The sequence below is a fragment of the Clostridia bacterium genome, from assembly GCA_017438525.1.
Lineage (GTDB): Bacteria > Bacillota > Clostridia > Oscillospirales > RGIG8002 > RGIG8002.
Genome location: JAFRVI010000076.1, coordinates 1 through 21,974, shown reverse-complemented (window position 1 = coordinate 21,974; position 21,974 = coordinate 1). Strand labels below are relative to the sequence as shown.

Annotated in this window: 18 protein-coding genes; 16 read left to right on the top strand and 2 right to left on the bottom strand. The window is 62.0% G+C overall.

Annotated features, from left to right (window positions below; genetic code table 11):
* Nucleotides 1-49 precede the first annotated feature (49 nt).
* The 13 genes from IJL83_07340 to IJL83_07280 all read left to right on the top strand — a co-directional run bounded on the left by IJL83_07340 (nucleotide 50) and on the right by IJL83_07280 (nucleotide 15,154).
* The gene (locus tag IJL83_07340) at nucleotides 50-910 is read left to right on the top strand and encodes a ParB/RepB/Spo0J family partition protein (GenBank protein ID MBQ6553408.1); all 861 of its coding nucleotides are present in this window, start codon (nucleotides 50-52) and stop codon (nucleotides 908-910) included.
* Nucleotides 907-1,359 (top strand): hypothetical protein, encoded by a 453-nt coding sequence (locus tag IJL83_07335; protein ID MBQ6553407.1) that lies wholly within the window; start codon nucleotides 907-909, stop codon nucleotides 1,357-1,359. Before IJL83_07340 ends, IJL83_07335 begins: the two co-directional genes overlap by 4 nt.
* A 134-nt stretch (nucleotides 1,360-1,493) precedes the next feature.
* Nucleotides 1,494-1,943: a ribosome maturation factor RimP gene (locus IJL83_07330; protein ID MBQ6553406.1), complete on the top strand. Its 450-nt coding sequence runs from the start codon at nucleotides 1,494-1,496 to the stop codon at nucleotides 1,941-1,943.
* Between the two features lie 70 nt (nucleotides 1,944-2,013).
* Complete coding sequence (gene nusA, locus IJL83_07325) at nucleotides 2,014-3,048, top strand: transcription termination/antitermination protein NusA (GenBank protein ID MBQ6553405.1); 1,035 nt, start codon at nucleotides 2,014-2,016, stop codon at nucleotides 3,046-3,048.
* 48 nt (nucleotides 3,049-3,096) lie between these two features.
* Entirely contained in the window at nucleotides 3,097-3,348 is a 252-nt protein-coding gene (locus IJL83_07320) for a YlxR family protein (GenBank protein MBQ6553404.1), read from the top strand.
* A complete protein-coding gene (locus tag IJL83_07315; protein MBQ6553403.1) occupies nucleotides 3,345-3,662 on the top strand; it encodes a ribosomal L7Ae/L30e/S12e/Gadd45 family protein in 318 nt (105 codons plus the stop codon). The genes IJL83_07320 and IJL83_07315 overlap by 4 nt, the downstream gene beginning before the upstream one ends.
* The gene (gene infB, locus IJL83_07310; protein ID MBQ6553402.1) at nucleotides 3,656-6,034 is read left to right on the top strand and encodes a translation initiation factor IF-2; all 2,379 of its coding nucleotides are present in this window, start codon (nucleotides 3,656-3,658) and stop codon (nucleotides 6,032-6,034) included. Before IJL83_07315 ends, infB begins: the two co-directional genes overlap by 7 nt.
* A gap of 63 nt (nucleotides 6,035-6,097) precedes the next feature.
* Nucleotides 6,098-6,742, top strand: coding sequence for an HAD-IA family hydrolase (locus tag IJL83_07305; protein MBQ6553401.1), 645 nt, complete (start codon nucleotides 6,098-6,100; stop codon nucleotides 6,740-6,742).
* Between the two features lie 90 nt (nucleotides 6,743-6,832).
* Nucleotides 6,833-9,607 carry a choice-of-anchor J domain-containing protein gene (locus IJL83_07300; GenBank protein MBQ6553400.1) on the top strand — a complete coding sequence of 925 codons (2,775 nt, stop codon included), beginning with the start codon at nucleotides 6,833-6,835 and terminating at the stop codon, nucleotides 9,605-9,607.
* Between the two features lie 292 nt (nucleotides 9,608-9,899).
* Nucleotides 9,900-10,502 (top strand): TetR/AcrR family transcriptional regulator, encoded by a 603-nt coding sequence (locus tag IJL83_07295; protein MBQ6553399.1) that lies wholly within the window; start codon nucleotides 9,900-9,902, stop codon nucleotides 10,500-10,502.
* A 108-nt stretch (nucleotides 10,503-10,610) separates the two neighbouring features.
* Nucleotides 10,611-12,101 carry an MFS transporter gene (locus IJL83_07290; protein MBQ6553398.1) on the top strand — a complete coding sequence of 497 codons (1,491 nt, stop codon included), beginning with the start codon at nucleotides 10,611-10,613 and terminating at the stop codon, nucleotides 12,099-12,101.
* Between the two features lie 3 nt (nucleotides 12,102-12,104).
* Nucleotides 12,105-13,718 (top strand): alpha-galactosidase, encoded by a 1,614-nt coding sequence (locus IJL83_07285; protein ID MBQ6553397.1) that lies wholly within the window; start codon nucleotides 12,105-12,107, stop codon nucleotides 13,716-13,718.
* A complete protein-coding gene (locus IJL83_07280; GenBank protein ID MBQ6553396.1) occupies nucleotides 13,715-15,154 on the top strand; it encodes a hypothetical protein in 1,440 nt (479 codons plus the stop codon). Before IJL83_07285 ends, IJL83_07280 begins: the two co-directional genes overlap by 4 nt.
* Nucleotides 15,155-15,202: 48 nt before the next feature.
* On the opposite strand, the gene IJL83_07275 is transcribed toward IJL83_07280, so the two are convergent.
* A complete protein-coding gene (locus IJL83_07275) occupies nucleotides 15,203-16,057 on the bottom strand; it encodes a sugar phosphate isomerase/epimerase (GenBank protein MBQ6553395.1) in 855 nt (284 codons plus the stop codon).
* Nucleotides 16,058-16,180: 123 nt separating this feature from the next.
* Here IJL83_07275 and IJL83_07270 point away from each other — a divergent pair, with 123 nt between their 5' ends.
* From IJL83_07270 to IJL83_07260, 3 genes are all read left to right on the top strand, one after another.
* Nucleotides 16,181-16,738: a TetR family transcriptional regulator C-terminal domain-containing protein gene (locus IJL83_07270; protein ID MBQ6553394.1), complete on the top strand. Its 558-nt coding sequence runs from the start codon at nucleotides 16,181-16,183 to the stop codon at nucleotides 16,736-16,738.
* 208 nt (nucleotides 16,739-16,946) lie between these two features.
* Entirely contained in the window at nucleotides 16,947-19,055 is a 2,109-nt protein-coding gene (locus tag IJL83_07265) for an MMPL family transporter (GenBank protein MBQ6553393.1), read from the top strand.
* A 1-nt stretch (nucleotide 19,056) separates the two neighbouring features.
* Nucleotides 19,057-21,195: a hypothetical protein gene (locus IJL83_07260; GenBank protein ID MBQ6553392.1), complete on the top strand. Its 2,139-nt coding sequence runs from the start codon at nucleotides 19,057-19,059 to the stop codon at nucleotides 21,193-21,195.
* Nucleotides 21,196-21,271: 76 nt separating this feature from the next.
* Here IJL83_07260 and IJL83_07255 read toward each other — a convergent pair.
* On the bottom strand, nucleotides 21,272-21,974 hold a 703-nt coding region (locus IJL83_07255; protein ID MBQ6553391.1), incomplete at its 5' end, for a pyridoxal-phosphate dependent enzyme.

The following is a 21,974-nucleotide window of genomic DNA, read 5'->3' as shown; positions in this document are numbered from 1 at the left end:
CCCTTCGGGACGAGAGTTCGGCTTCGCCGAACGCAGAAAGGAAAAACGTATGGCTAAACTTACCGGACTCGGCAAGGGGCTCGACGCGCTCTTCGCCGAAAATACCGTTGACGAAAGCGCCTGCGAGCTGGTGAATATCGACGACATATCCCCCAACCGCGAACAGCCGCGCCGCGCCTTCGACGAGGAATCCCTCGCGGAGCTCGCGGACTCGATAAAGCAGCGCGGGATACTCCAGCCGCTGATCCTTCAGCCGACAGCGCTCGACGGCTACGTCATAATCGCGGGCGAACGCCGCTGGCGCGCCGCGCGTATGGCGGGGCTCACGAAGGTGCCGGCGATGATCCGCCGTCCCGACGCGCAGGAAGCCGCCGTCATCGCCCTTATCGAAAACCTGCAGCGCGAGGATCTCAACCCCGTTGAGACCGCCGAGGGCTGCCGCAAGCTCATGGACGAACACGGGCTGACACAGGAGGCGCTCGCCTCCGAGCTCGGCAAGCCAAGAAGCGCGATCGCGAACCTGCTCCGCATACTCTCCCTTCCCGCCGACGTGCTCGACCTTCTCCGCGCGGACAAGCTTTCGCTCGGTCACGCCAAGGCGCTCGCCGCGCTGCCGGCCGCGCAGGCCTCCGCGCTCGCCGCGCGCTGCGCCGCGGAGGGACTTTCTGTCCGCGCCTGCGAAGAGCTGGCGAAGGCCGCCGGCAAGCCCGCGAAGAAGCCGGCGCCGAAGGCCGTTTCGCGCACCGCGCTGATAGTCGAATCCGAAAAAGTGCTGAAGGAAAAACTCGGCCGCAGGGTAACCATAAGCGGCAGCGATAAAAAAGGCAAGCTCACCGTCGATTACTGCGGCGAGGGCGATCTGATTGACCTCGTCAACCGCCTTTCCGGAAACGGAGATGATCGCAGATGACAGAAGAAAAAAAGAAATCCGTTATGTCTGTAGTCATCTACGGCGCGGTGCTCTTCGTCGTCGCGGCGCTGCTGATAACTATGTCGCTGATAATCAACGTCCGCAACACAAAGCGGCTTGAAAACGAAGTCGACGTCACGCAGCAGGGCGCGCAGCGGGCGCAGACCACCCTCGTCAACATCCAGCAGGAAAACGACACGCTCCGCAAGCTCGTAGCCGATGCGAACAACCGCATCGACGAAATAACGGCGCAGAACGACGAGCTCTCCTCGCAGGCGGAGGCGGACGCGGCGCGCATCGCTTCGCTCGACGCGATCGCCAGCGCCGGTATGCATATCATAAACGGCAAGTATTCCCTCGCCCGCGAACAGCTCGATCTCGTCGATACGGAGATACTGACGGAGGACGAGCTCGCGGCTTACGAAAGAATGTATAAGCGCGTGCACTGATTTTTTGCAAAAAAGACTTGATTTTTTCGCAAACGCGTGTTAGAATGACATTGTTAATGAAGGTTTTGTTTTGAGAGTGGGTTCGCGCCCACTCTCAAGCGTTTGTTAAGACCTTTTTTGCGGAGGTGCGATAAATGGCGAATATCAAGGAAAAGGTGCTCCCGCTGGCGCAGAAGGCCGCCGCCGACTGCGGAGTCGAGCTGTGGGATCTCGAGTTCGTCCGCGAGGGCGGCGAATACTATCTGCGGCTCTATATCGACAGTCCGGAAGGCATCGGCATCGACGACTGCGAAGCCGTCAGCCGCGCCATCGACCCGATGCTCGACGAGGCCGATCCCATCGAGCAGTCCTACAACCTCGAGGTTTCTTCGCCCGGCATCTTCCGCGAGCTGAAAACGCCGGAGCATTACGCCGCTTCCGTCGGAATGAACGTCCGCGCGAAGCTCTACACCGCCCTGGGCGGCGGCAAGGAGCTGATCGGCACGCTCGATTCCTTCGACGCCGACGGCTTCGTCATCGGCGGTACCGCGGTGCCGAAAAGCGCCGTCGCCTCCCTGCGCCGGCACGAGGAGCTGGATTTTTAGTTTTTAATAACGGCCGGCACGGGTCGGCCGACATCACATACAAAGGAGAAAATCGAAAAGGAGCAAAACAATGGTCAACAAGGAATTTTTTGAAGCGCTGGATATGCTCGAAAAAGAGAACGGCATTTCCAAGGAATATATGCTGGACCGCGTCCGCGCGGCGCTGGAAACGGCGGTAAAGCGCGACGACGGAAACATCGACAACATCGAAGTGCTCGTAGACGAGGAGACCTCCTCCATCAGTCTCATCCGCCGCTGGACCGTCATCGACGACGTCACCGACGAGAACTGCCAGCTCACGCTCGAGGAAGCGAAAAAGATAAACAAAAAAGCGAAGCTCGGCGGCGAGGTCGTCGAGGAGATACAGACCAAGGAGTTCGGCCGCATAGCCGCGCAGTCCGCCAAGCAGGTCATAATCCAGGCGATACGCGAGGCCGAGAAGCTCAAGCTGCTCGCCGATTTCCGCGGCAAAGAGCACGAGATAATCACCGCGCTCGTCACCAGCGTTGACCGTGTCAGCAGAAACGCCACCCTCGAGGTCGGCAGAAACAGCATCGTCCTGCCCGCATCCGAGCAGGTCAAGGGCGAATATCTCACCGAGGGCAGCCGCGTGCGCATCTACGTCGTCGAGGTCAAGGAGACCGAGCGCGGACCGCGCATCGTCATCTCCCGCACCCATCCCGGCCTCGTGCGCCGTCTCTTCGAGCTCGAGGTGCCGGAGATCAACGAGGGTATAGTCGATATCCGCGCCATCTCCCGCGAAGCCGGCAGCCGCTCCAAAGTCGCCGTCGCCTCCAACGATCCCTCCGTCGACCCCGTCGGCGCCTGCATCGGCCAGAAGGGCACCCGCGTCGACAACATCAAGACGGAGCTGCGCGGCGAAAAGATCGACATCGTCCGCTACAGCGACGATATCGCCGAGTTCGTCACCGCTTCACTCTCCCCCGCCGAAGTCATCGCCGTCGACGTCAACGAGGAGGAGCACACCTGCCACGTTACCGTTCCCGCGGATCAGCTTTCGCTCGCGATCGGCAAGGAGGGCCAGAACGCCCGCCTCGCCGCCAAGCTGACCGGCTGGAAGATAGACATCAAGCCGGCGATGTGATCGCCGCCGAATGATCCGGAGGTCAATTTGAAGGAAAAGAAGATCCCGATGAGAAAATGCGTCGGCTGCGGCGAATCGAAGCCGAAGCGCGATCTGCTCCGCGTCGTCTCGCCGAAGGACGCCGAGGTATTCCTCGACGCGACCGGCAAGGCCGCCGGCAGAGGCGCATACGTCTGCGCCGACCCCGCCTGCCTCGCGAAGGCAAGGAAAGCGCGTCGGCTCGAACGCGCGTTCGACAGGCAGATACCGCCGGAGGTTTATGATATGCTCGAAAAAGAGCTGACGGAGGCGATAAAGTGACCGCTGACGAAAGAATACTTCATTACCTCGGGCTCGCAGTCGTTTCGCGGAACGCCGAGCTGGGCGTCGACAAGACGCTCGCCGCGCTGAAGCGTCACAAACTGAAGCTCGCGGTGTTCGCCTCGGACGGTGAGCGCACCGCCGAAAAGGCGAAGCGCGCCTGCGAGGAAGCGGGTGTGCCCGTGCTGACGGGCGGCTTCGACAAGGCCGCGCTCGGCAAGGCCGTCGGCTCGGGAGCAACTACCGTCGCAGGCGTCAGGGACAAGGGACTTGCCGCCGCCATTCTGAAAGTTACGGAGGAAAGCGTATGTTAAATAAATACAAGCTCGGCGATCTTGCGAAAGATCTCGACATGCAGGCAAAGGACATAAGCGCCATTCTCAAGGATAAGCTCAACGCGGAGAGAGCGTCGGGCGCGATCCTCGAGCTCGACGAGCTGGATATCATCTTCCAGACCGTGCTCGATACGCGCAAGCCGAAGCCGGAAGCGCTGCTCGCCTACTTCGCCGCCGCCAACGAGCCGCGCGCGAAGGAGCCGGAGAAGCCCGCCGAGCCGGAAAAGAAACCGGAGAAGCCCGCCGAAAAGCAGGCGAAGCCGGAGCAGAAGCCCGAGCAGAAAGAGGGCAAGCCCGCGCAGCAGGGCGCCGCGATCCCGCCGCGTCCGCAGAAGCAGGATAAGCCGAAGGGCGAGCGCCCCATCCGCGGAGCGCAGACCGTCCGCGTCGTCGACACGAAGTCCGGCCTCGTGGGCGTCAACCTCGCCCGCTACGACGAGCGCATCGACAATCTCGTACCCGAGCGTCAGAAGGAGCTCTCCCGCCAGAAGCAGAAGGTCGGCAAGAAGCAGGGCTTCCGCCGTCCCGTGCTGAGCCGCAAGGACACCGAGGCGGAGAAGATGAAGCGCATCGCCTTCGAGAAGGCGCGCAACGCGCAGCTCAAGATAACCATCCCCGACGAGATCACCGTCGGCGAGCTCGCCACCCGTCTGAAGAAGACCGCCGCCGAGGTCATCAAGAAGCTGATGAGCGTCGGCGTTATGGCGAACGTCACCGAGACCGTCGACTACGACACCGCCGCGATCATCGCCGACGAATTCGGCGCGAAGGTCGAGCGCGAGGTCCACGTCACGATAGAAGAGCGCCTCCACATCGCCGAGGGCGAGGACGAAGCCGAAGGCAACGTCGTTCCGCGTCCGCCCGTCGTCGTCGTCATGGGACACGTCGACCACGGCAAGACTTCCCTGCTGGACGCCTTCCGCCACTCCGACGTCGCCGCCGGAGAAGCGGGCGGCATAACCCAGCACATCGGCGCCTACCAGGTCAAACTCAACGACCGGCTGATAACCTTCCTCGACACCCCCGGCCACGAGGCGTTCACCGCGATGCGCGCGAGAGGCGCGCAGGCGACGGATATAGCGATCCTCGTCGTCGCCGCGGACGACGGCGTCATGCCGCAGACCGTCGAGGCGATAAACCACGCGAAGGCGGCGGGAGTCTCCGTCATCGTCGCGATAAACAAGATCGACCGCCCGGGCGCGAATCCCGAGCGCGTCAAACAGGAGCTCACCGAATACGGCATCGTGCCGGAGGAGTGGGGCGGCGAAAACATCTGCGTGCCCGTCTCCGCCAAGACCAGAGAAGGCCTCGACACGCTGCTTGAAATGCTGCTTCTGACCGCGGACGTCAAGGACTTCAAGGCGAACCCCGACCGTCCCGCGAAGGGCATCGTCATCGAAGCCCGCCTCGACAAAGGCCGCGGCCCCGTCGCCACCCTGCTGGTGCAGAACGGCACCCTCCGCGCCGGCGATATAATCATCGCGGGCAAGAGCGTCGGCCGCGTCCGCGCGCTGACCAACGACAGAGGCGCGACCATCGAGGAAGCCGGCCCCTCCACCCCCGTCGAGATCACCGGTCTCGCCGAAGTGCCCGAAACGGGCGACGTCTTCAACGTCGTCGCGGACGAATCCCTCGCCCGCAAGCTCGTTGAGCAGCGCCGCGTCGAGGAGCGCGAGCATCAGTCCAAGAACGCCGGCAACGTCACGCTCGAGGACCTCTTCTCCCGCATTCAGGAAGGTATGCTGAAGGACCTCAACATCATCGTCAAGGCGGACGTTCAGGGTTCCGTGGAGGCGGTCAGCGCCTCCCTGCAGAAGATCTCCAACGAGGAGGTCCGCGTGAATATAATCCACGGCGGCGTCGGAGCCGTCAACGAGAGCGACGTCATGCTCGCCTCCGCCTCCAACGCGATAATCGTCGGCTTCAACGTCCGTCCGGACGCCACCGCCGCCGAGACCGCGAAGGCGAACAGCGTCGATATCCGCCTCTACCGCGTCATCTACCAGTGCATCGAGGAGATCGAGGCCGCCATGAAGGGCATGATGGCGCCGAAGTTCCGCGAGGTCGTCGGCGGCCACGCCGAAGTCAGACAGACCTTCAAGGTCTCCAAGCTCGGCGTCATCGCCGGCTGCTACGTCACCGACGGCACGATCGTCCGCGGCAGCAAGATCCGCGTCCTGCGCGACAACGTCGTCGTCGCCGAGGACGAAATGGACTCCCTGCGCCGCGTAAAGGACGACGTCAAGGAGGTCAAGAGCGGCTTCGAGTGCGGCATCAAGCTCGAGAAGTTCAACGACATCAAGGAAGGCGACGTGCTGGAGGCCTTCACGATCGAGGAATACAGAGAATAACAAACGGAGGAAGCCCCCGAAATAATTTCGGGGGCTTTCCTGCTTTTCAGGGAGATTTCCGGAATGAAATACAAATGCGCCGTCTTCGATATGGACGGCACGATACTTGACACGCTGCGCGACCTGATGGACGCGCTGAACTACGCGCTGCGGCTCTCCGGCCGCCCCGAGCGGACTCTCGACGAGGTGCGCTCCTTCGTCGGAAACGGCATCGTGATGCTGCTGCGCCGCGCCGCACCGGACGCCGAAGGCGCCGCATTCGATAAGCTGCACGCGGATTTCCGCGAATGGTACGGCCCGCATTGCGCCGACAACACCCGCCCCTACGACGGCGTCGTCGAAGCCGTCGCCGCGCTGCGAAAAGCGGGAGTGCGCACCGCCGTCGTTTCCAACAAGTCACAACCGGAGGTACGCGCGCTCTGCGAACGCTTCTTCCCCGGACTTTTCGAGGCGCAGATAGGCGTCACCGCCGGCTCGAAGCCGAAGCCCGCGCCGGACTCCGTCTTCGCCGCGCTGAAGGCGCTCGGCGCGGACGCCTCCGAAGCCGTCTATATCGGCGACTCCGAGGTGGATATGCAGACCGCCGCCAACGCCGGACTGCCCGCGATCGCGGTCGCGTGGGGCTTTCGCGGCGCCGCTTTCCTGCGCTCCGTCGGCGCGGAAACGATCGTCGATTCACCCGACGAGCTGATCGGATTGATAGTGTAATTATTTTTTCGGTTGACAAATTCCGCTTGATGCGGTTATTATATTATCAGAATATTACTCCCTTCGGGATCAACGAAAGGACGGTTTATTATGAAAAAACGCTTACTCTCCGTGCTGCTCGCGTTCGCGCTCCTGCTCGGACTGCTCCCGCTGACGGCGATCACCGCCGCTGCGGCGAGCGACCTCGACACCGCGCTTAACGTTTCCGGCGGCAACCTGCACTTCATCAGCAGCAACACCGACAACAACGTGCCGTGGATCGTTCAGAACGACGGCGGGCGAACCTTCGCCATGTCCGGCAACGCCGGGCAGAGCGGCTCATACTCGTCGATAAGCATGAGCGTCGCGCCGACGAAGGATACCTCCGTATTCTTCGACTACAAGGCGTGGGGCGAGGGACAAAGCACGGCGTGGGACGCCTGTGAATTCTACATCGACAGCGAGCTCGTCTTCCAATTCGGCGCGCTCGATAACGATTGGACGCAGTTCATTGCGCTCCTTCCCGCCGGCGCTCACACCCTTATGTGGGTATATAACAAGGACGATACCGACGACCCGGAGGGCGACTACTTCGCCATCGACAACGTCCGCGTCGGCATAGACAGCTATCCGCTCTATATCAAGGGACAGCAGGTCAACAGCGTCAACTGCTTTGACCCCGCGGGCGACGGGAAGTTTTCCTACGACCCGATCGCAAATGAGTTCTTCATAATAGGCAGCGCGTCCCACAGCCAGCACGTCGTCTACAGCGAGATCGGCGGCCTGAAGATAATCGTCACCGCCAACGCAACGCTGATGTCTATGGGCGCCTACGCCGGACTCGCCGTTACGGGCGACACCGTGATAACCTCCCGCGGCGGCAAGCTCTCGCTTATGTCGCTGCAGGGCAACGCTCTGCTCTGCTCCGGCAGCGGCAGGACCGTCACCTTCGACAACGCCAGCGTCTACGCGCAAGGAGCGACCGGCGGCCTGGTCTCTACCGGCTCGAACTCCCTCGTTTTCACGGCATCGAGCGTCGAGGCCCAGTGCGAAAACGGCAAGGTCATAAACGGCTGGAAGGGCGGCATTTCCTTCAACGCCTGCTCCGTGACCGCCCCCGAGAACTCGAAAGTCTCCAACGGCTCCGTACTCAACAAAGACAACTCGGAGCCCAAGGTCGTCAAAATCCAGCCGGCAAGCGTCGATATCCACGCGATCATCGCTTATGATAACGCGGATAGTAATAACGACGGCAAGTGGGCTACGTTCAACTCCGTAAACCCCTCATCTTTCAGCGTATACGCCGATGCGCCCTCCGCTTATGCCACGGCCTACGCGTACGGCTACGTATTCGTTATCGAAAAGGAAGGCAACTTCTTCGTCGCGCCGCTCAGCGATATGAGCAACGCCACCTACGTCTTCAATTGCTTTGACTCAAATTATAAGCCGCTCTCAATGACCTACGACTACACGCGCAACAAGCTCTTCGCCCTGTTCTCCGCAGACGGTTACAAGACGCTCGTCAGAATAGATCCGATTACGCTCGAATATGACGCGATCGGCTCGCTCCCCTCGAATCTGATCGCCATCGCCGCGGACGAGAACGGCGTCGGCTACGGCGTAGACACCTACGGCACGTTCTACAGCATCGACCTCGATACCGCCTCTGCGCGTTCGATACGCAACAACAACATCGACGCCGAATACGCGCAGGATATCGCTTATGACTTCGACAGCCACTGCTTCTACTGGGCGCATTGCGCCGAGGATACCGACGGCATTTACCGCATAGCGAAGGACACCGGCGAGGCGGCCCTCGTCGGACGCGCCTGCAGCGGCGGAGCCGAGCTGGTCGGTATGTTCATAGTTCCGTCGGCGGAGCCCGCCAGCCCCTTCACGTCGGCCAACGCCGCCGGCATTATCGTTACGCCCCCCGCAGTTGAACTCACAGTCGACGATTACTTCGTCGCGTACGCGACCGTCCTCCCGCTCTTCGCGACGAACCGCAACGTCGTCTGGGAATCCACCGATGAAAGCGTCGCCACAGTCACGCAGGACGGCGTTATCCACGCCGTCGGCGAGGGCTACGCGACCATAACCGCGACCACCGCGCAGGGCGGCTTCGCCGCCGGCTGCGCCGTCACCGTTCTCCCCGGCAAGGGTGACGTATTAAAGGGTTTCTACTTCGAGCAGGATCCCGCCGCCGAGGGCTGGACCTTCATCGATTCCGACGGCGACGGCTATAATTGGAAGTGGAACATGAGCACGACCGACAAATTCGACGTCTACGAGGGTACGGGCATACTGATCTCCGAATCCTACGTTAACCAAGTCGGCCCGCTGACTCCCGACAACTGGGCTGTCTCTCCCGCGGTCACCATACCCGCCGACGGTTTGGTCACCCTCTCGCTCTGGGCGTGCGGTCAGGATACCAGCGACTACCGTGAGCACTTCGCCGTCTACGTCAGCGAAAGCTCCGCTCCCGACGGTACCGAAACACAGGTCATTCCCGAAACGGTGATAAACTACGGTCGGACGTACGCGCAGTACACCGCCGACATCAGCGCTTTCGCGGGCAAGACGATCCGCGTTATGATCCGCCACTTTAACTGCACCGATCAGTTCGTGCTCGACGTCGACGCGGTCGAGGTATACTTCAACGGCGGCGCGTCGCCCTCCGTCAAAAAGGGCGACTTCGACAAGGACGGCTCCATATCCGTCGCGGACGCGCTCGCCGCGCTCCGCATCGCCGCTAAACTCGTTGCGGAAACGCCCGAAGCGTTACAGATAGGCGATATCGACGGAGACGGACATATCGCGGTCAACGACGCGCTCGCGATCCTCCGCGTCGCCGCGAAGCTCGCCGACGAAAGCAGTCTGGGATAACCTCCCGTCCGTCGTCCCCGGCGAAGCGAGAGGCCCCGCGCCTTTCGCATCCGTCCGCATAAGGAAAGCGAATTCCGCAAATACGGCAAAAACCGCGCAGCCCCGTCAAAGGGCGTGCAGATAAGGCCTTATCTGCACGCCCAAATCGGCGGGGCTGCCCTTTTTATCTCCCGAATTGTGAAGAAAATGTGAAAAAACCGTTGACAAACGGGTAAAAATATTGTATATTATTGATAGTCAGACTATCAATACTTACATTTCCCCGTTTTTCCTGTTCCCGCGGAGGTGCAGAATGAACAAACTCAACCGGAGCGAGCTGACGGCGATAGTCGCCGCGGCCGCGGACCTTTTCCTCGAAAACACCATCGAAGCGACCTCGATAAAGGACGTCGCCGCGCGCGCCGGATACGGCGAGGCGACGATCTACCGCCGCTTCGGCACGAAGCAGAACCTCGCGGTACAGGCCGCTTCGCACCTCGCGCTCGGCGTATTGAGACGCTACTTCGACCTCGACGCCTGCAGGGACGGCTTCTCCGCGCTCGCGGAGTTTTACCGCGCGTTCCTGCGCGTATTCGAGGACGACCGCCGCTACTTTCGCTTCATCCGCGAGCTCGACTCCTACTTCCTGCGCGACGCGGAGAGCAAGGAGGAATACGAGGACATCATATTTCTCTATTACCACCGCTTTCAGCGCGCCTACGAGCGCGGGCTCGCCGACGGCACCGTGCGCGAAATCGAGAAGCCTGGCGTCTTCTACTACGCCTCCTGCCACGCGCTGCTGAATCTCTGCAAGGCGCTCTCCGCCGACACGCTGCTGCGGCAGGACGAAAACGCGCACCCCGAATACGAGGTCGCCGCGCTGATAGACATGATACTCTATAACCTCGTGCCGTAACGGCGCTCATCAGGGCTTTGCCGCTCGTCCGGGCGGTGAAAATACGTTTTTCCAAAATACAAATACGGGAGGGAAGAGTTACTCCGGACGGTAACGCTTCAACACGCTATGAAAAGACTGACCAAAAAGAAGATGATCATCTTCGCGATCGGCCAGCTCGGCTGGTCGATGCTCAGCGGCATCATCAACACCTGGCTCGTCACCTTCTACCTGCCGGCGCAGGTCGACATCGAAGGCGGCGCGACGCAGTACATCACCCCCGGTCTCGTCATATTCGGATTCCTGACGATACTCGGCCTGATCACCGCGCTCAGCCGTATCTTCGACGCGATCACCGACCCGCTGATCGCAAACATGAGCGACCGCTTCAACAACAAGTGGGGCAGGCGCAATCCCTTCATGCAGTGGGCGGCGATACCGCTCTCCGTCGTGACGGTGCTGCTCTTCTGCGCCCCCGTGAAGGCCATCAGCGGCACAAACGTGCTGTGGATCTCGATCTTCATAGTCCTTTTCTACACCTTCATGACTATGTACTGCACGCCCTATAACGCACTGATAAGCGAATACGGCAAGACGCAGGACGACAGAATGTTCATCTCCACCGCGATCTCGCTGACCTTCTTCTTCGGCACGCTGCTGGCGTACACCCCCTTCGTTTTCGCGGGAATGCTGCGCGGCTCCGGGCTCGCCTACGACTGGAGCTACCGCGCCTGCTTCATCGTGCTCGCGGTCGTCGCCTGCGTATGCATGCTGCTGCCGACCTTCCTGATCCGCGAGAAGGAATACGTCGACACCAAGCCCTCGAACGCCAACGTCTTCAAGTCGCTCGCCGCGACCTTCAAGAACCGCGAGTTCCGCGTCTTCGTCAGCTCCGACATCATGTACTGGATCGGTCTGACGCTTTTCCAGACCGGTCTGCCCTTCTTCGTCAAGGTCTCGATGGCGCTCGACGAAAGCTACACCATGATATTCATGGGCGCGATGACCGTGCTCTCCGCCTGCTTCTACCCCTTCGTTTCCGGGCTCGTGCGTAAGTTCGGCAAGAAGAAGCTGACTATGTGCGGCTTCTTCGGCCTCGCGCTCGCGTATCTCGTCACGGCGATGATCCGCTTCGTGCCGCTGCCCGGCATCGTCTACGGCGCGGCCATCTGCATCATCGCCACCTTCCCGATGGCGCTGCTCGGCATCATCCCGCAGTCCATCGTCGCCGACGTCGCGGAAGCCGACGGCATCGTCACCGGCGAAAACCGCGAGGGTATGTTCTTCGCGGCCCGCACCTTCGCGATGAAGTGGGGACAGTCCATCGCGATGCTCGTCTTCACCTCGCTCGCCATCTTCGGCACCACCCAGAACGTCAACGCGAACGACATCACCGCTTCCCCGAAGGGCCTGACGATAGTCGCCTTCGCCGCGGTCGCCTTCTGCGTGCTCGGCGCGGTCATCCTCGGCCTCTATAACGAGAAGAAGGTCATGAAGACCATCGACAAGTCCGGAAAGACGCCCGACGAGCTGCCCGAGACCCGCAAGTATATCGACGTACCGCTCGCCCCCAACGCGCCCGAAATGCCCGGCAATCCCGGAGCGAAGGACGCCGAGTAAGCTATGGAACGCGGATTCACTTTATCCTATTTCGCGGACGGCGAACGCCGCGAACTGATAAACGAAACCGAAAACGCCGACCTTGCCGTCGTCCTGACCGACGACGGCAGGCGCCGCGTCGTCACCGCGCGCGCGAAGAACGAGGTCGAGCTCGCCGAATACCGCGAGGAGCTCCCCTTCCGCGTGAGCAGGGACGGGCTCTGCTTCACCAACGGCTACCAGTCCTGGACCGACAGCGCGGAGCGCCGCCTCAGCGAAAAGGAGCGCGACGTCACCCGCCTGCCGCGGAAGCTCGTCAACGCCTTCTCATTCGACCGCTACGGCGACGCGACGTTTTACCCCTATTCGCGCCGCAAGCTTCACGGCTACGACGTCTTCTACGCCAAGGGCGGCGACGGCGGCTGGGCGGTAAACCTCAATTCAAACAACGCCTGGCTCGTCTTCGAGATCGACCGCGGGAAAGGCGGAGTCTCCGCCGTTTCCGATGTCGCCGGCGCGAAGCTCGCGCCCGGCGCGGAGTTCACCGTCTGCGACTTCGTTTACGGCGGCGAGTGGAAGGGGCTGCCCGACGAGTATTTCCCAAAGCGCGATATCAAAAAGATCTTCGGCTACACGTCGTGGTACAACTACTACCAGAATATCAACGAAGAAATACTGCTGCGCGACCTCGAGGGGCTTGACGGCCGCTTCAACCTCTTCCAGATCGACGACGGCTACGCCGAACACGTCGGCGACTGGCTCGAGGTCGATAAGGAGAAGTTCCCGAACGGGCTGGAGCCCGTCGTCGAACGCGTACGCGGACGCGGCTTCACGCCGGGGATATGGCTCGCGCCGTTCGTCGCGGAGGAGAAGAGCAAGCTCTTCGCGGAGCACGCCGACTGGTTCAAAAGCGGCGACGACTGCGGCTTCGTCAAGTGCGGCTGCAACTGGTCCGGTTTCTATGCGCTCGACCTCGGGAATCCCGACGCGCTCGGGTATATACGCCGCTGTCTGAAGCATTATCTCGATATGGGCTTCGGCTTCTTCAAGCTGGACTTCCTCTACGCCGCCTGCCTGCCGCGCTATGAAGGGCTCACCCGCGCGCAGGCCGCCGCCCGCGCCTTCGATTTCCTGCGCGACGCGCTCGGCGACGCGCTCATTCTCGGCTGCGGCGCGCCTTTATCGAGCTCCGCAGGCAGATTCGACTACCTGCGCGTCGGCCCGGACGTTTCGCTCGACTTTGACGACAAGTGGTTCATGCGGCATATGCACCGCGAACGCGTCTCCACGAAGGTCACGCTGCAGAACACCGTCTACCGCTCCTTCGCGGACGGGCGGATGTTCGGCTGCGACCCCGACGTTTTCCTGCTCCGCGACCGCAATACGAAGCTTTCGCCGGAGCAGCGCCGCGCGCTGCTGACGCTGAACGCGCTCTTCGGCAGCGTGCTGATGACCTCCGACAACCTCGCGGAGTACGACGAAGCGAAAAAAGCCCTGCTCGCGCAGGGACTTGAGCTTTTCCGCGAAGCCGAGGTCACCGGCTTCAGCCGCGGCGGGCATATGATAAGCGTCGAATACAAGCTCGGCGGCGAAACGAAAACGATACTATACTTCACCGACAAAGGAGTGCTCGTATGAACGACAGAACGGCCGTCATATTTGGCAACGCGATGGACAAAAAGACCGTCCGCGCCGCCGAAAAGAGCAAGAAAAGCTATATCAAAAAGTTCGGCGACGACAGCGCCGCCGACTATAAGCTCGCCTTCGAGCCGATCGAGGCGCTCGACTTCATCGGCGCTCAAAACGTCGTCTTCGGCGAAGAAAACGCCGAATTCGGCGGGAATCCGCTCATCGTCGGCAACATCCGCATGGGCTTCGGACACTACCGCATCTCCATCGCGATGGCGTCCTGCGCGAAGGCGCTGGGCTTCACGCCCTACTGGCTCGACCTCGCCTCCTTCGACGCGACCGGCTCGAAGATGATCCGCAAGCAGAACGACATGTATTCCCTCGCCTCCCGCATCTCGCAGAAGTCGCGGCTTTTCAACAGGTTCGTATGGGAGCCGCTCAACTGCGAGGGCTTCAAGAAGATAACCTACAACGCGAAGGATCAGAAAAACAGCGAACTGCTCGCGCCGATCTTTAAGAATATCCCGAAGGATATCCCCTACGTCGCCACCCACGTCTGGCCCGCGCAGGGCGCGGTGCACGCGGGCATGACTCACGTCGTCAACGCGATACCGGATAACTGGCCGATGGGACTGCATCTCGCCGAGGGCTCGATACACACCGTGCAGACGCCCTTCGCCTACCTCGGCTATAAGACGCTGGACGGCTTCGCCAAAACGCAGCTCAAGGGCATTCCCGAATCGCAGCTGAAGACGGTCGGCCGCTACGTCGACCACGAGCTGCTCGCCGGGCTGGAGGAGGACAACGCCCGCAGGATCGAACGCGCGAAGGCGGGCAGACCGCTGCGCATCCTGCTGACCGTAGGCGGAGCCGGAGCCGGAGGCGGCACCTTCGCCGCGATGATAAAGCACCTGCTCCCCTACGTCAGGGCGAAGAAGGCGGCGCTCTTCATCAACGCCGGCGACCACGCCGACGTCTGCGAAATGATGGCGAAGAAGGTCGGAGTCGAGAACGAAGCGCGCTTCCTGCGCAACGACTGGGCGGGGCTGAAACAGCTCGTCAGCGGCCTGCGCGACGGCGACGCCGAGGGCGTGACCTTCATCTGCGACGACGACATCTTCCGCGCCGTCTACGGCACGAACATGCTGATGCCCGTCTGCGACCTTCTCGTGACGAAGCCGAGCGAGCTCGTCTATTACCCGATCCCGAAGGTGTTCATGAAGCACATCGGCGGGCACGAGGTCTACGGCGCGATCAGCGGCCGCGAGCTCGGCGACTCCGACAACGAGTACCCCGACGTCAAGGACCTCAACGCTGCGCTCGACCGCCTGCTGACCGACCGCGAGCTGCTCCCGCACTTCTGCGGGCGCATAAACGAGCTGAAGGCGCAGGGCGCCTACGACGGCGCTTATGAATGCGTAAAGCTCGCCGCGGGAATTGAATAAACCGTATACGCGTAAGAAAACGCCGCCCTCACGGGCGGCGTTTTTGCGTTATTCACTCAGATACCTTTTCAGGTTTTCCGTTCCTTCCCTTATGCCCTGCTCGGGCGGGTCGGAGCCCTCGTATTCGACCGACCACCAGCCGTCGTAGCCGGCGGCGAGGAGCGCCTTCACGCTCTGCTCCGCCTTCGCCGCGCCGCGGCCGATATTACAGCCGCGCAGCTTGTTGCCGCCGCGCGTCGTCAGCCAGTCCGCGCAGGAGTCCGCCTCCGACGCAGGTCTGAAAAGGAAATCCTTGCAGTGAACGTGGCGCGCGTAAGGCGCGAGAACGGCAACGCTGACGGGCGGGTCTTCGTCGACGCACATAAAGTTGCCGATGTCGACGAGCGCGCCGAAATTCGGGTGGCCGACCGCCTTGATGAGCGATTCGACGCGGCGGGCGTCCTGCGAGAACTGCCCGTGATTCTCCGTCAGCGTCTTCACGCCGGCGGAGGCGGCGTATTCGGTCACGCGGCGTATGCCCTCCGCCATATACGGAACGGCCGCCTCGTAGGTCTGCGGGTACGGCTCGGGCAGCGGCCCGCGCGCGGCGTCGTGCCGCAGGAAGACGCATCCGAGCTCGGCGGCGACGTCCACGCGGCGCTTCAGTTCCTCGACCTGCGCTTCCGTTTCAGACGCGGACGGCGTCGCGAAATGCGCGCCGCAGCAGAGGTTCACCGGCGTTATCCCCGCCGCCGCGCAGGCGGCGCGCAGCGCCTTCGCCTCCTTCAGCCCGACCTCGTCGTATTCCATAAACTCTATGCCCTCAAAGCCCATTTCCGCCGCCTTGTTCACGACGGCGATAAGCCCCTCGAGCGTTTTTTCTCTCGTCCAGTAAAATCCGTAGCTGCTGACGCAAAGCTTCATACCATCACCCCACACCGCTATTCTAACCGGCGCGGCGCGAAAAATCAAGTCTTTTTGCCCGCCGACTTGATTTCCGGCGGCGCGGATGTTATAATCAAATCAAACTCCACGGAGGAAAACGCTATGCCGAACTTCACGAAGACCGCGATAAAATCCGCATTTATGGCTCTTCTTGATAAAAACCCGCTGAGCCGCATCACCGTCAGGATGATCGTTGACGAATGCGGGATCCACCGCAACTCCTTCTATTACCACTATGACGACATCCCCGCGCTGATCGAGGAGATCATCACCGAGGAGGCCGAGCGCATCATCTCCGCGCACCCGACCATCGACTCCGCCGAGGACGCGATAAGCGCCGCGATCGACTTCGGCAGCGAAAACCGCCGCGCGATACTGCACATCTATAACTCCATCAGCCGCGACATCTTTGAGCGCTATCTCTGGAAGGTCTGCGACTATATCGTGGAGGCGTATTCAAAGCGCGTTCCGCCGACGGCGCCGATAAGCGAAGGCGACCGGGGAGTGATCGCCGGCTTCTATAAGTGCGCATTTTTCGGCATCGTGGCGGATTGGCTCGCCGGCGGGATGAAGACCGACGTGCGCGCCTGGGCGGCGCGCCTGTGCGCTCTGCATCGCGGCGTGCCGGAGGAGATGCTCCGCCGCGCCGCGAAGAGCTGACGCGCCTTAAAGCTCCGCAAGCCATTGACGCCATACCCAAAACGCCGTCCGCGCGACGGCGTTTTTTTCGTCCGATTTGAGTTGGATAATATCGTGCATATGCACAAAAACTGTGCGCGTGTATATTTAATGTCCGTATTGTGCTGCGCCGGCGTATTATATAATTATGCTTGCCGGAACCGATAAACTTAAACGGAGGCTTGACGATATGAAGTTCTCAAGGGCGGTGGTAAAGCACCGCGCACCGATCATCATTATCACGCTGCTGCTGCTTATACCGGCGCTGTTCGGATATATACACACCCGCGTAAATTACGATATGCTCGATTATCTGCCGGAGGACATAGACACCGTCATCGGTCAGAAAGAACTGATGGAGGATTTCGGCAAGGGCGCGTTCTCCTTCATCATCGCGGAGGGGATGCCGGCGAAGGACGTTTCCGCGCTGAAGGCGAAGCTCGAACAGGTCGAGCACGTTGAAACGGTGCTGTGGTACGATTCGCTTGCGGACGTATCCGTGCCGATGCAAATACTCCCCGACGAACTCTATGAGGCGTTCAACAGCGAAAACGCGACTGTGATGGCGGTCTTTTTCGACAGCTCCACGTCCGAGGACGTGACGATGGACGCCATACGCGAGATACGCTCGGTCGCGGGCAAGCAATGCTTTATCTCCGGCCTGTCCGCGATGGTCACGGACTTAAAGGACCTGTGCGAGCGTGAGGAGCCGGTCTATGTCGGGATCGCGGTGGCGCTCGCGCTGGCGGGGATGATGCTCTTTATGGACAGCTGGCTGATCCCGCTGGTATTTCTGCTCTCGATCGGGCTGATGATAATGCTCAACCTCGGCTCGAACTATTTTTTCGGCGAGATCTCATACGTAACAAAGGCGCTCTCCGCGGTGCTGCAGCTCGCCGTGACGATGGACTATTCCATCTTCCTCTGGCACAGCTATAACGAGCAGCGCGAGCAGACGCCGGACGACCCGAAGGCGGCGATGGCGCGCGCGATAAAATCGACGCTGACGAGCATCGTCGGCAGCTCGGTAACGACGGTGGCGGGCTTCATCGCGCTCTGCTTTATGAGCTTCACGATAGGGCGCGACCTCGGCGTCGTTATGGCCAAGGGCGTTCTGCTCGGCGTTATCGGCAGCGTGACGGTGCTGCCGGCGCTGATCCTCGTGCTCGATAAGCCGCTGCAAAAAACGAAGCACCGTTCGCTGATACCGAAAACGCAGGGCGTTTCAAAATTCATCGTCAGGATATTCCCGCTGCTGCTGGTCATATTCGTCGCGCTCATCCCGCCGGCGTATTACGGCTACTCAAAGACCAACAGCGAGGTATATTATGATATGACCGAAGTTATGCCGCAGGATATGGAGAGCGTTATCGCGACCGCCAAGCTGCGTGACGAATTCGATATGGCGTCCACTCATATGCTGCTGGTGGAAACCTCCGTGCCGCAGAAGGACGTGCGCGCTATGACGCGTGAAATGCGGCAGGTCGACGGCGTGAAGCGCGTGATCGGCCTTTCCGCGCTGCTCGGCTCCCGCGTGCCCGCGGAGGCGCTGCCGGACTCCGTTACCTCCCTGCTGCGCAGCGACAGGTGGGAGCTGATGCTCGTCAGCTCCGAATACCCCGTCGCCGGCGACGAGGTCAACGCGCAGATCACGGAGCTCAATGCGATACTCAAAAAATACGACGCCGGCGGCTTGCTGATCGGCGAAGCGCCCTGTATGAAGGATATGATCGACACGACCGACCGCGACTTCCGCGTCGTCAATATGGTATCGATCTTTGCGATATTCCTGATAATCGCGCTGGTGGAAAAGAGCGTTTCGCTCCCGTTCATACTCATCGCGGTCATCGAGCTCGCGATATTCATAAACCTCGGTCTGCCGCACTATTTCGGGCAGAGCCTGCCCTTCATCGCCCCGATCTGCATCAGCACGATACAGCTCGGCGCGACGGTCGACTACGCGATACTGATGACCACGCGCTACAAGACCGAACGCCTCGGCGGCAGAGACAAGCGCGAAGCCGTCCGCGTCGCGCTGGCGACCTCGATCCCGTCGATAATCGTTTCCGGAATGGGGCTTTTCGCCGCGACCTTCGGCGTCGCCCTCTATTCCGATATCGATATGATAAGCTCGATGTGTATGCTGATGGCGAGAGGCGCGATAATCAGTATGGTTATGGTCATCCTCGCCCTGCCCGCGCTGCTGCTGCTCTGCGACAGGGCCGTCTGCGCGACTACCGCGGGAATGAGGCATCTGAAGAAAACGGGCGCCGCCCGCTGCGATACGGAGGAGAAATGATATGAAAAGGAATCTAATGAAGCTGCTCGCGGTCTGCCTTTGCACCGCGATGCTCGCCGCCGGCTGCGGCGGCGTGGTCTCCGCCGGCGGCGGGGAAGCCGATGCGCCCGCCGCCACGGGCGCCGAAGGCGCGGTCAGGGATGTCTCCGCAGGCGCTCCGGCGCCGGGCGCATACAAGGACGAGACCGTCTATGTCCTCGCGGACGCCGAGGGCGCGGTCAAAAAGCTGATCGTCAGCGACTGGATCAGGAATCCCGCCGGCGCCGCTTCGATAACCGACCGCACCGACCTTGCCGACGTCGAAGTATCCAAGGGCGACGCGACCTTCACCCTCGGCGGCGACGGCACCCGCGTCTGGAACGCCGCCGGCGGCGACGTCTATTATCAGGGCAATATCGACCGCGAGCTGCCCGTTTCCGTCAGGGTAAGCTATACTCTCGACGGCAGGGCGGCGGCGCCTTCGATGCTCGCCGGCAAAAGCGGCAGAGTAACGATGCGCTTCGATTTCACGAACAATCAATACGAGATCGTTTCCGTCGGAGGCGAAAGGGTGCGCGTTTACGTCCCCTTCGCGATGCTGACGGGAGTTATGCTCGATAACGACGCCTTCACCGACGTGAAGGTCACCAACGGCAGGATAATCAACGACGGCGACCGCACGGTCGTCATCGGGCTGGCGTTCCCCGGCCTCGCCGAATCGCTCGGCGTTTCCGGAAGCGAGTTTGAGATACCGGACTGTTTCGAAATATCCGCGCAGACGAGCGCCTTCGCGACCAACACCTGCGTCACGCTCGCCGCAAACGGCATCTTCAACGGCATCGACGTCGGCAGGCTCGACGCTTCCGCGCTCACCGGCGGGCTCGATCAGCTCGGCGACGCGGCGGCGCGGCTCATAGACGGCTCCTCGCAGCTTTACGACGGGCTGACCGCGCTGCTGGATAAATCCGCCGAGCTCGTCGCCGGAGTCGACGCGCTCGCGCAGGGCGCGGCGGAGCTAAAAGACGGCGCCGCACAGCTCGACGGCGGCGCCGCACAGCTTCAGACCGGCGCCGCGCAGCTCGCGCAGGGGCTCGCCGCCGTCGCCGCGAATAATGAAGCTGTTTCCGGCGGCGCAAAGCAGGTCTTTGACTCCCTGCTTGCCGCCGCGCAGACGCAGCTTTCCGCGGCGGGGCTCGACGTGCCGCCGCTGACGGCGGAGAACTACGCGCAGACGCTCGCCGGCGTTATCGCTTCGCTCGATGAGGACGCCGTTTACAGTCAGGCGCTGCAGCAAGTCACCGCGGCGGTCGAGGCGCAGCGCGGATACATAGCGCAGCAGGTCGCCGCCGCCGTGCGCGAAAATGTGACGGCGCAGGTCGCCGCCGCCGTGCGCGAGAGCGTCGCGGAGCAGGTCATCCCCGCCGCGACCGGAATGAGCAAGGGCGACTATGAAGCCGCCGTCGCCGCAGGACTCGTGGACGAGGCGACGCAGGCCGCCGTTTCCGCCGCGATCGAAGCGCAGACGGCGTCCGAACAAACGAAGGCGCTGATCGCGCAGAACGTCGAGGCGCAGATGGCGAGCGATGGCGTGCGGGCGCTGATCGAACAGAATACCGAAGCGCAGGTGCGGCAGGCGATCGCCGACAATATGGCGGGCGAAGAGGTGCAGGCGAAGCTCGCAGCCGCCTCCGAGGGCGCAAGGCAGGTCATCGCGCTGAAAACCTCGCTCGACAGCTTCAACGCCTTCTACCTCGGACTGCTCGCCTACACCGGCGCGGTCGCCGAAGCCGCGGGCGGCGCATCCGCGCTGAAAGCCGGCGCCGAAGGGCTCAAAGACGGCTCCGGCAGGCTCGCCGCGGGCGCGGCGCAGCTCTCCGACGGGCTGACCGCGCTCAAAAACGGACTGCCCGCACTGACAAGCGGCGCGGCGCAGCTTCGCGGCGGCGCGATGCAGCTTTCCGACGGGCTGAAACAGTTCGCGGACGAGGGACTCGGCGGGCTCGCCGAGCTGCTCGGCGGAAAGCTCGGCGGCGTTATCGAACGCTTCAAGGCGATCATCCGCGTTTCCGAAAACTACCGCAGCTTCGCCGGCATCGCCGACGGGACCGACGGCGGAGTTAAATTCATATACCGCTTCAACGGGATCGCGGCGGATAAATAGCCGCGCTTTCCGTGCACAGCAAAGCGCCGTTGAGGGCTCCTCAACGGCGCTGTCTTTTTTATATTACGTCTTCCGGTCATTCGGTGAAAAGCGCGGTGGAGTAGTATCTGTCGCCGCTGTCGGGGAGGAGCGCGACTATCGTCTTGCCCTTGTTCTCCGGCCGCCCGGCGATCGTCAGCGCCGCGTGCAGCGCCGCGCCGGAGGAGATGCCTACGGAGACGCCCTCCTTTTTCGCCAGCAGCTTTGCGGCGGCGAAGGCGTCCTCGTTCGTCGCGCGGAAGACCTCGTCGTAGACGGAGGTGTTCAGCACGTCCGGCACGAAGCCCGCGCCGATGCCCTGTATCTTATGCGGGCCGGCGACGCCCTCCGAAAGCACCGGAGAGGAATCCGGCTCGACGGCGACGACCTTGACGGCGGGGTTCTGCTCCTTGAGGTATTCGCCGGCGCCGGTGACGGTGCCGCCGGTGCCGACGCCCGCGACGCAGATATCGTCTTTACCATCGGTGTCGCGCCAGATATCGGGGCCGGGGGTCGCCTTATGGATCGCGGGGTTGGCGGGGTTGACGAACTGGCCGGGAAGGAAGCTGTTCGGGATCTCCTTGGCCAGCTCCTCAGCCTTGGCTATGGCACCCTTCATGCCCTTCGCGCCCTCGGTGAGCACCAGCTCCGCGCCGTAGGCCTTCATGAGCTGGCGGCGCTCGACGGACATGGTCTCGGGCATGACGATGATGATGCGGTAGCCGCGGGCGGCGGCGACGGAGGCCAGACCGATGCCGGTG

What these genes read in the sequence shown, in the direction of transcription:
- IJL83_07340 (MBQ6553408.1), top strand. Translation starts at nt 50, where the DNA reads ATGGCTAAACTTACCGGACTCGGCAAGGGGCTCGACGCGCTCTTCGCC.
- IJL83_07335 (MBQ6553407.1), top strand. Translation starts at nt 907, where the DNA reads ATGACAGAAGAAAAAAAGAAATCCGTTATGTCTGTAGTCATCTACGGC.
- IJL83_07330 (MBQ6553406.1), top strand. Translation starts at nt 1,494, where the DNA reads ATGGCGAATATCAAGGAAAAGGTGCTCCCGCTGGCGCAGAAGGCCGCC.
- nusA (MBQ6553405.1), top strand. Translation starts at nt 2,014, where the DNA reads ATGGTCAACAAGGAATTTTTTGAAGCGCTGGATATGCTCGAAAAAGAG.
- IJL83_07320 (MBQ6553404.1), top strand. Translation starts at nt 3,097, where the DNA reads ATGAGAAAATGCGTCGGCTGCGGCGAATCGAAGCCGAAGCGCGATCTG.
- infB (MBQ6553402.1), top strand. Translation starts at nt 3,656, where the DNA reads ATGTTAAATAAATACAAGCTCGGCGATCTTGCGAAAGATCTCGACATG.
- IJL83_07305 (MBQ6553401.1), top strand. Translation starts at nt 6,098, where the DNA reads ATGAAATACAAATGCGCCGTCTTCGATATGGACGGCACGATACTTGAC.
- IJL83_07300 (MBQ6553400.1), top strand. Translation starts at nt 6,833, where the DNA reads ATGAAAAAACGCTTACTCTCCGTGCTGCTCGCGTTCGCGCTCCTGCTC.
- IJL83_07295 (MBQ6553399.1), top strand. Translation starts at nt 9,900, where the DNA reads ATGAACAAACTCAACCGGAGCGAGCTGACGGCGATAGTCGCCGCGGCC.
- IJL83_07290 (MBQ6553398.1), top strand. Translation starts at nt 10,611, where the DNA reads ATGAAAAGACTGACCAAAAAGAAGATGATCATCTTCGCGATCGGCCAG.
- IJL83_07285 (MBQ6553397.1), top strand. Translation starts at nt 12,105, where the DNA reads ATGGAACGCGGATTCACTTTATCCTATTTCGCGGACGGCGAACGCCGC.
- IJL83_07280 (MBQ6553396.1), top strand. Translation starts at nt 13,715, where the DNA reads ATGAACGACAGAACGGCCGTCATATTTGGCAACGCGATGGACAAAAAG.
- IJL83_07275 (MBQ6553395.1), bottom strand. Translation starts at nt 16,057, where the DNA reads ATGAAGCTTTGCGTCAGCAGCTACGGATTTTACTGGACGAGAGAAAAA.
- IJL83_07270 (MBQ6553394.1), top strand. Translation starts at nt 16,181, where the DNA reads ATGCCGAACTTCACGAAGACCGCGATAAAATCCGCATTTATGGCTCTT.
- IJL83_07265 (MBQ6553393.1), top strand. Translation starts at nt 16,947, where the DNA reads ATGAAGTTCTCAAGGGCGGTGGTAAAGCACCGCGCACCGATCATCATT.
- IJL83_07260 (MBQ6553392.1), top strand. Translation starts at nt 19,057, where the DNA reads ATGAAAAGGAATCTAATGAAGCTGCTCGCGGTCTGCCTTTGCACCGCG.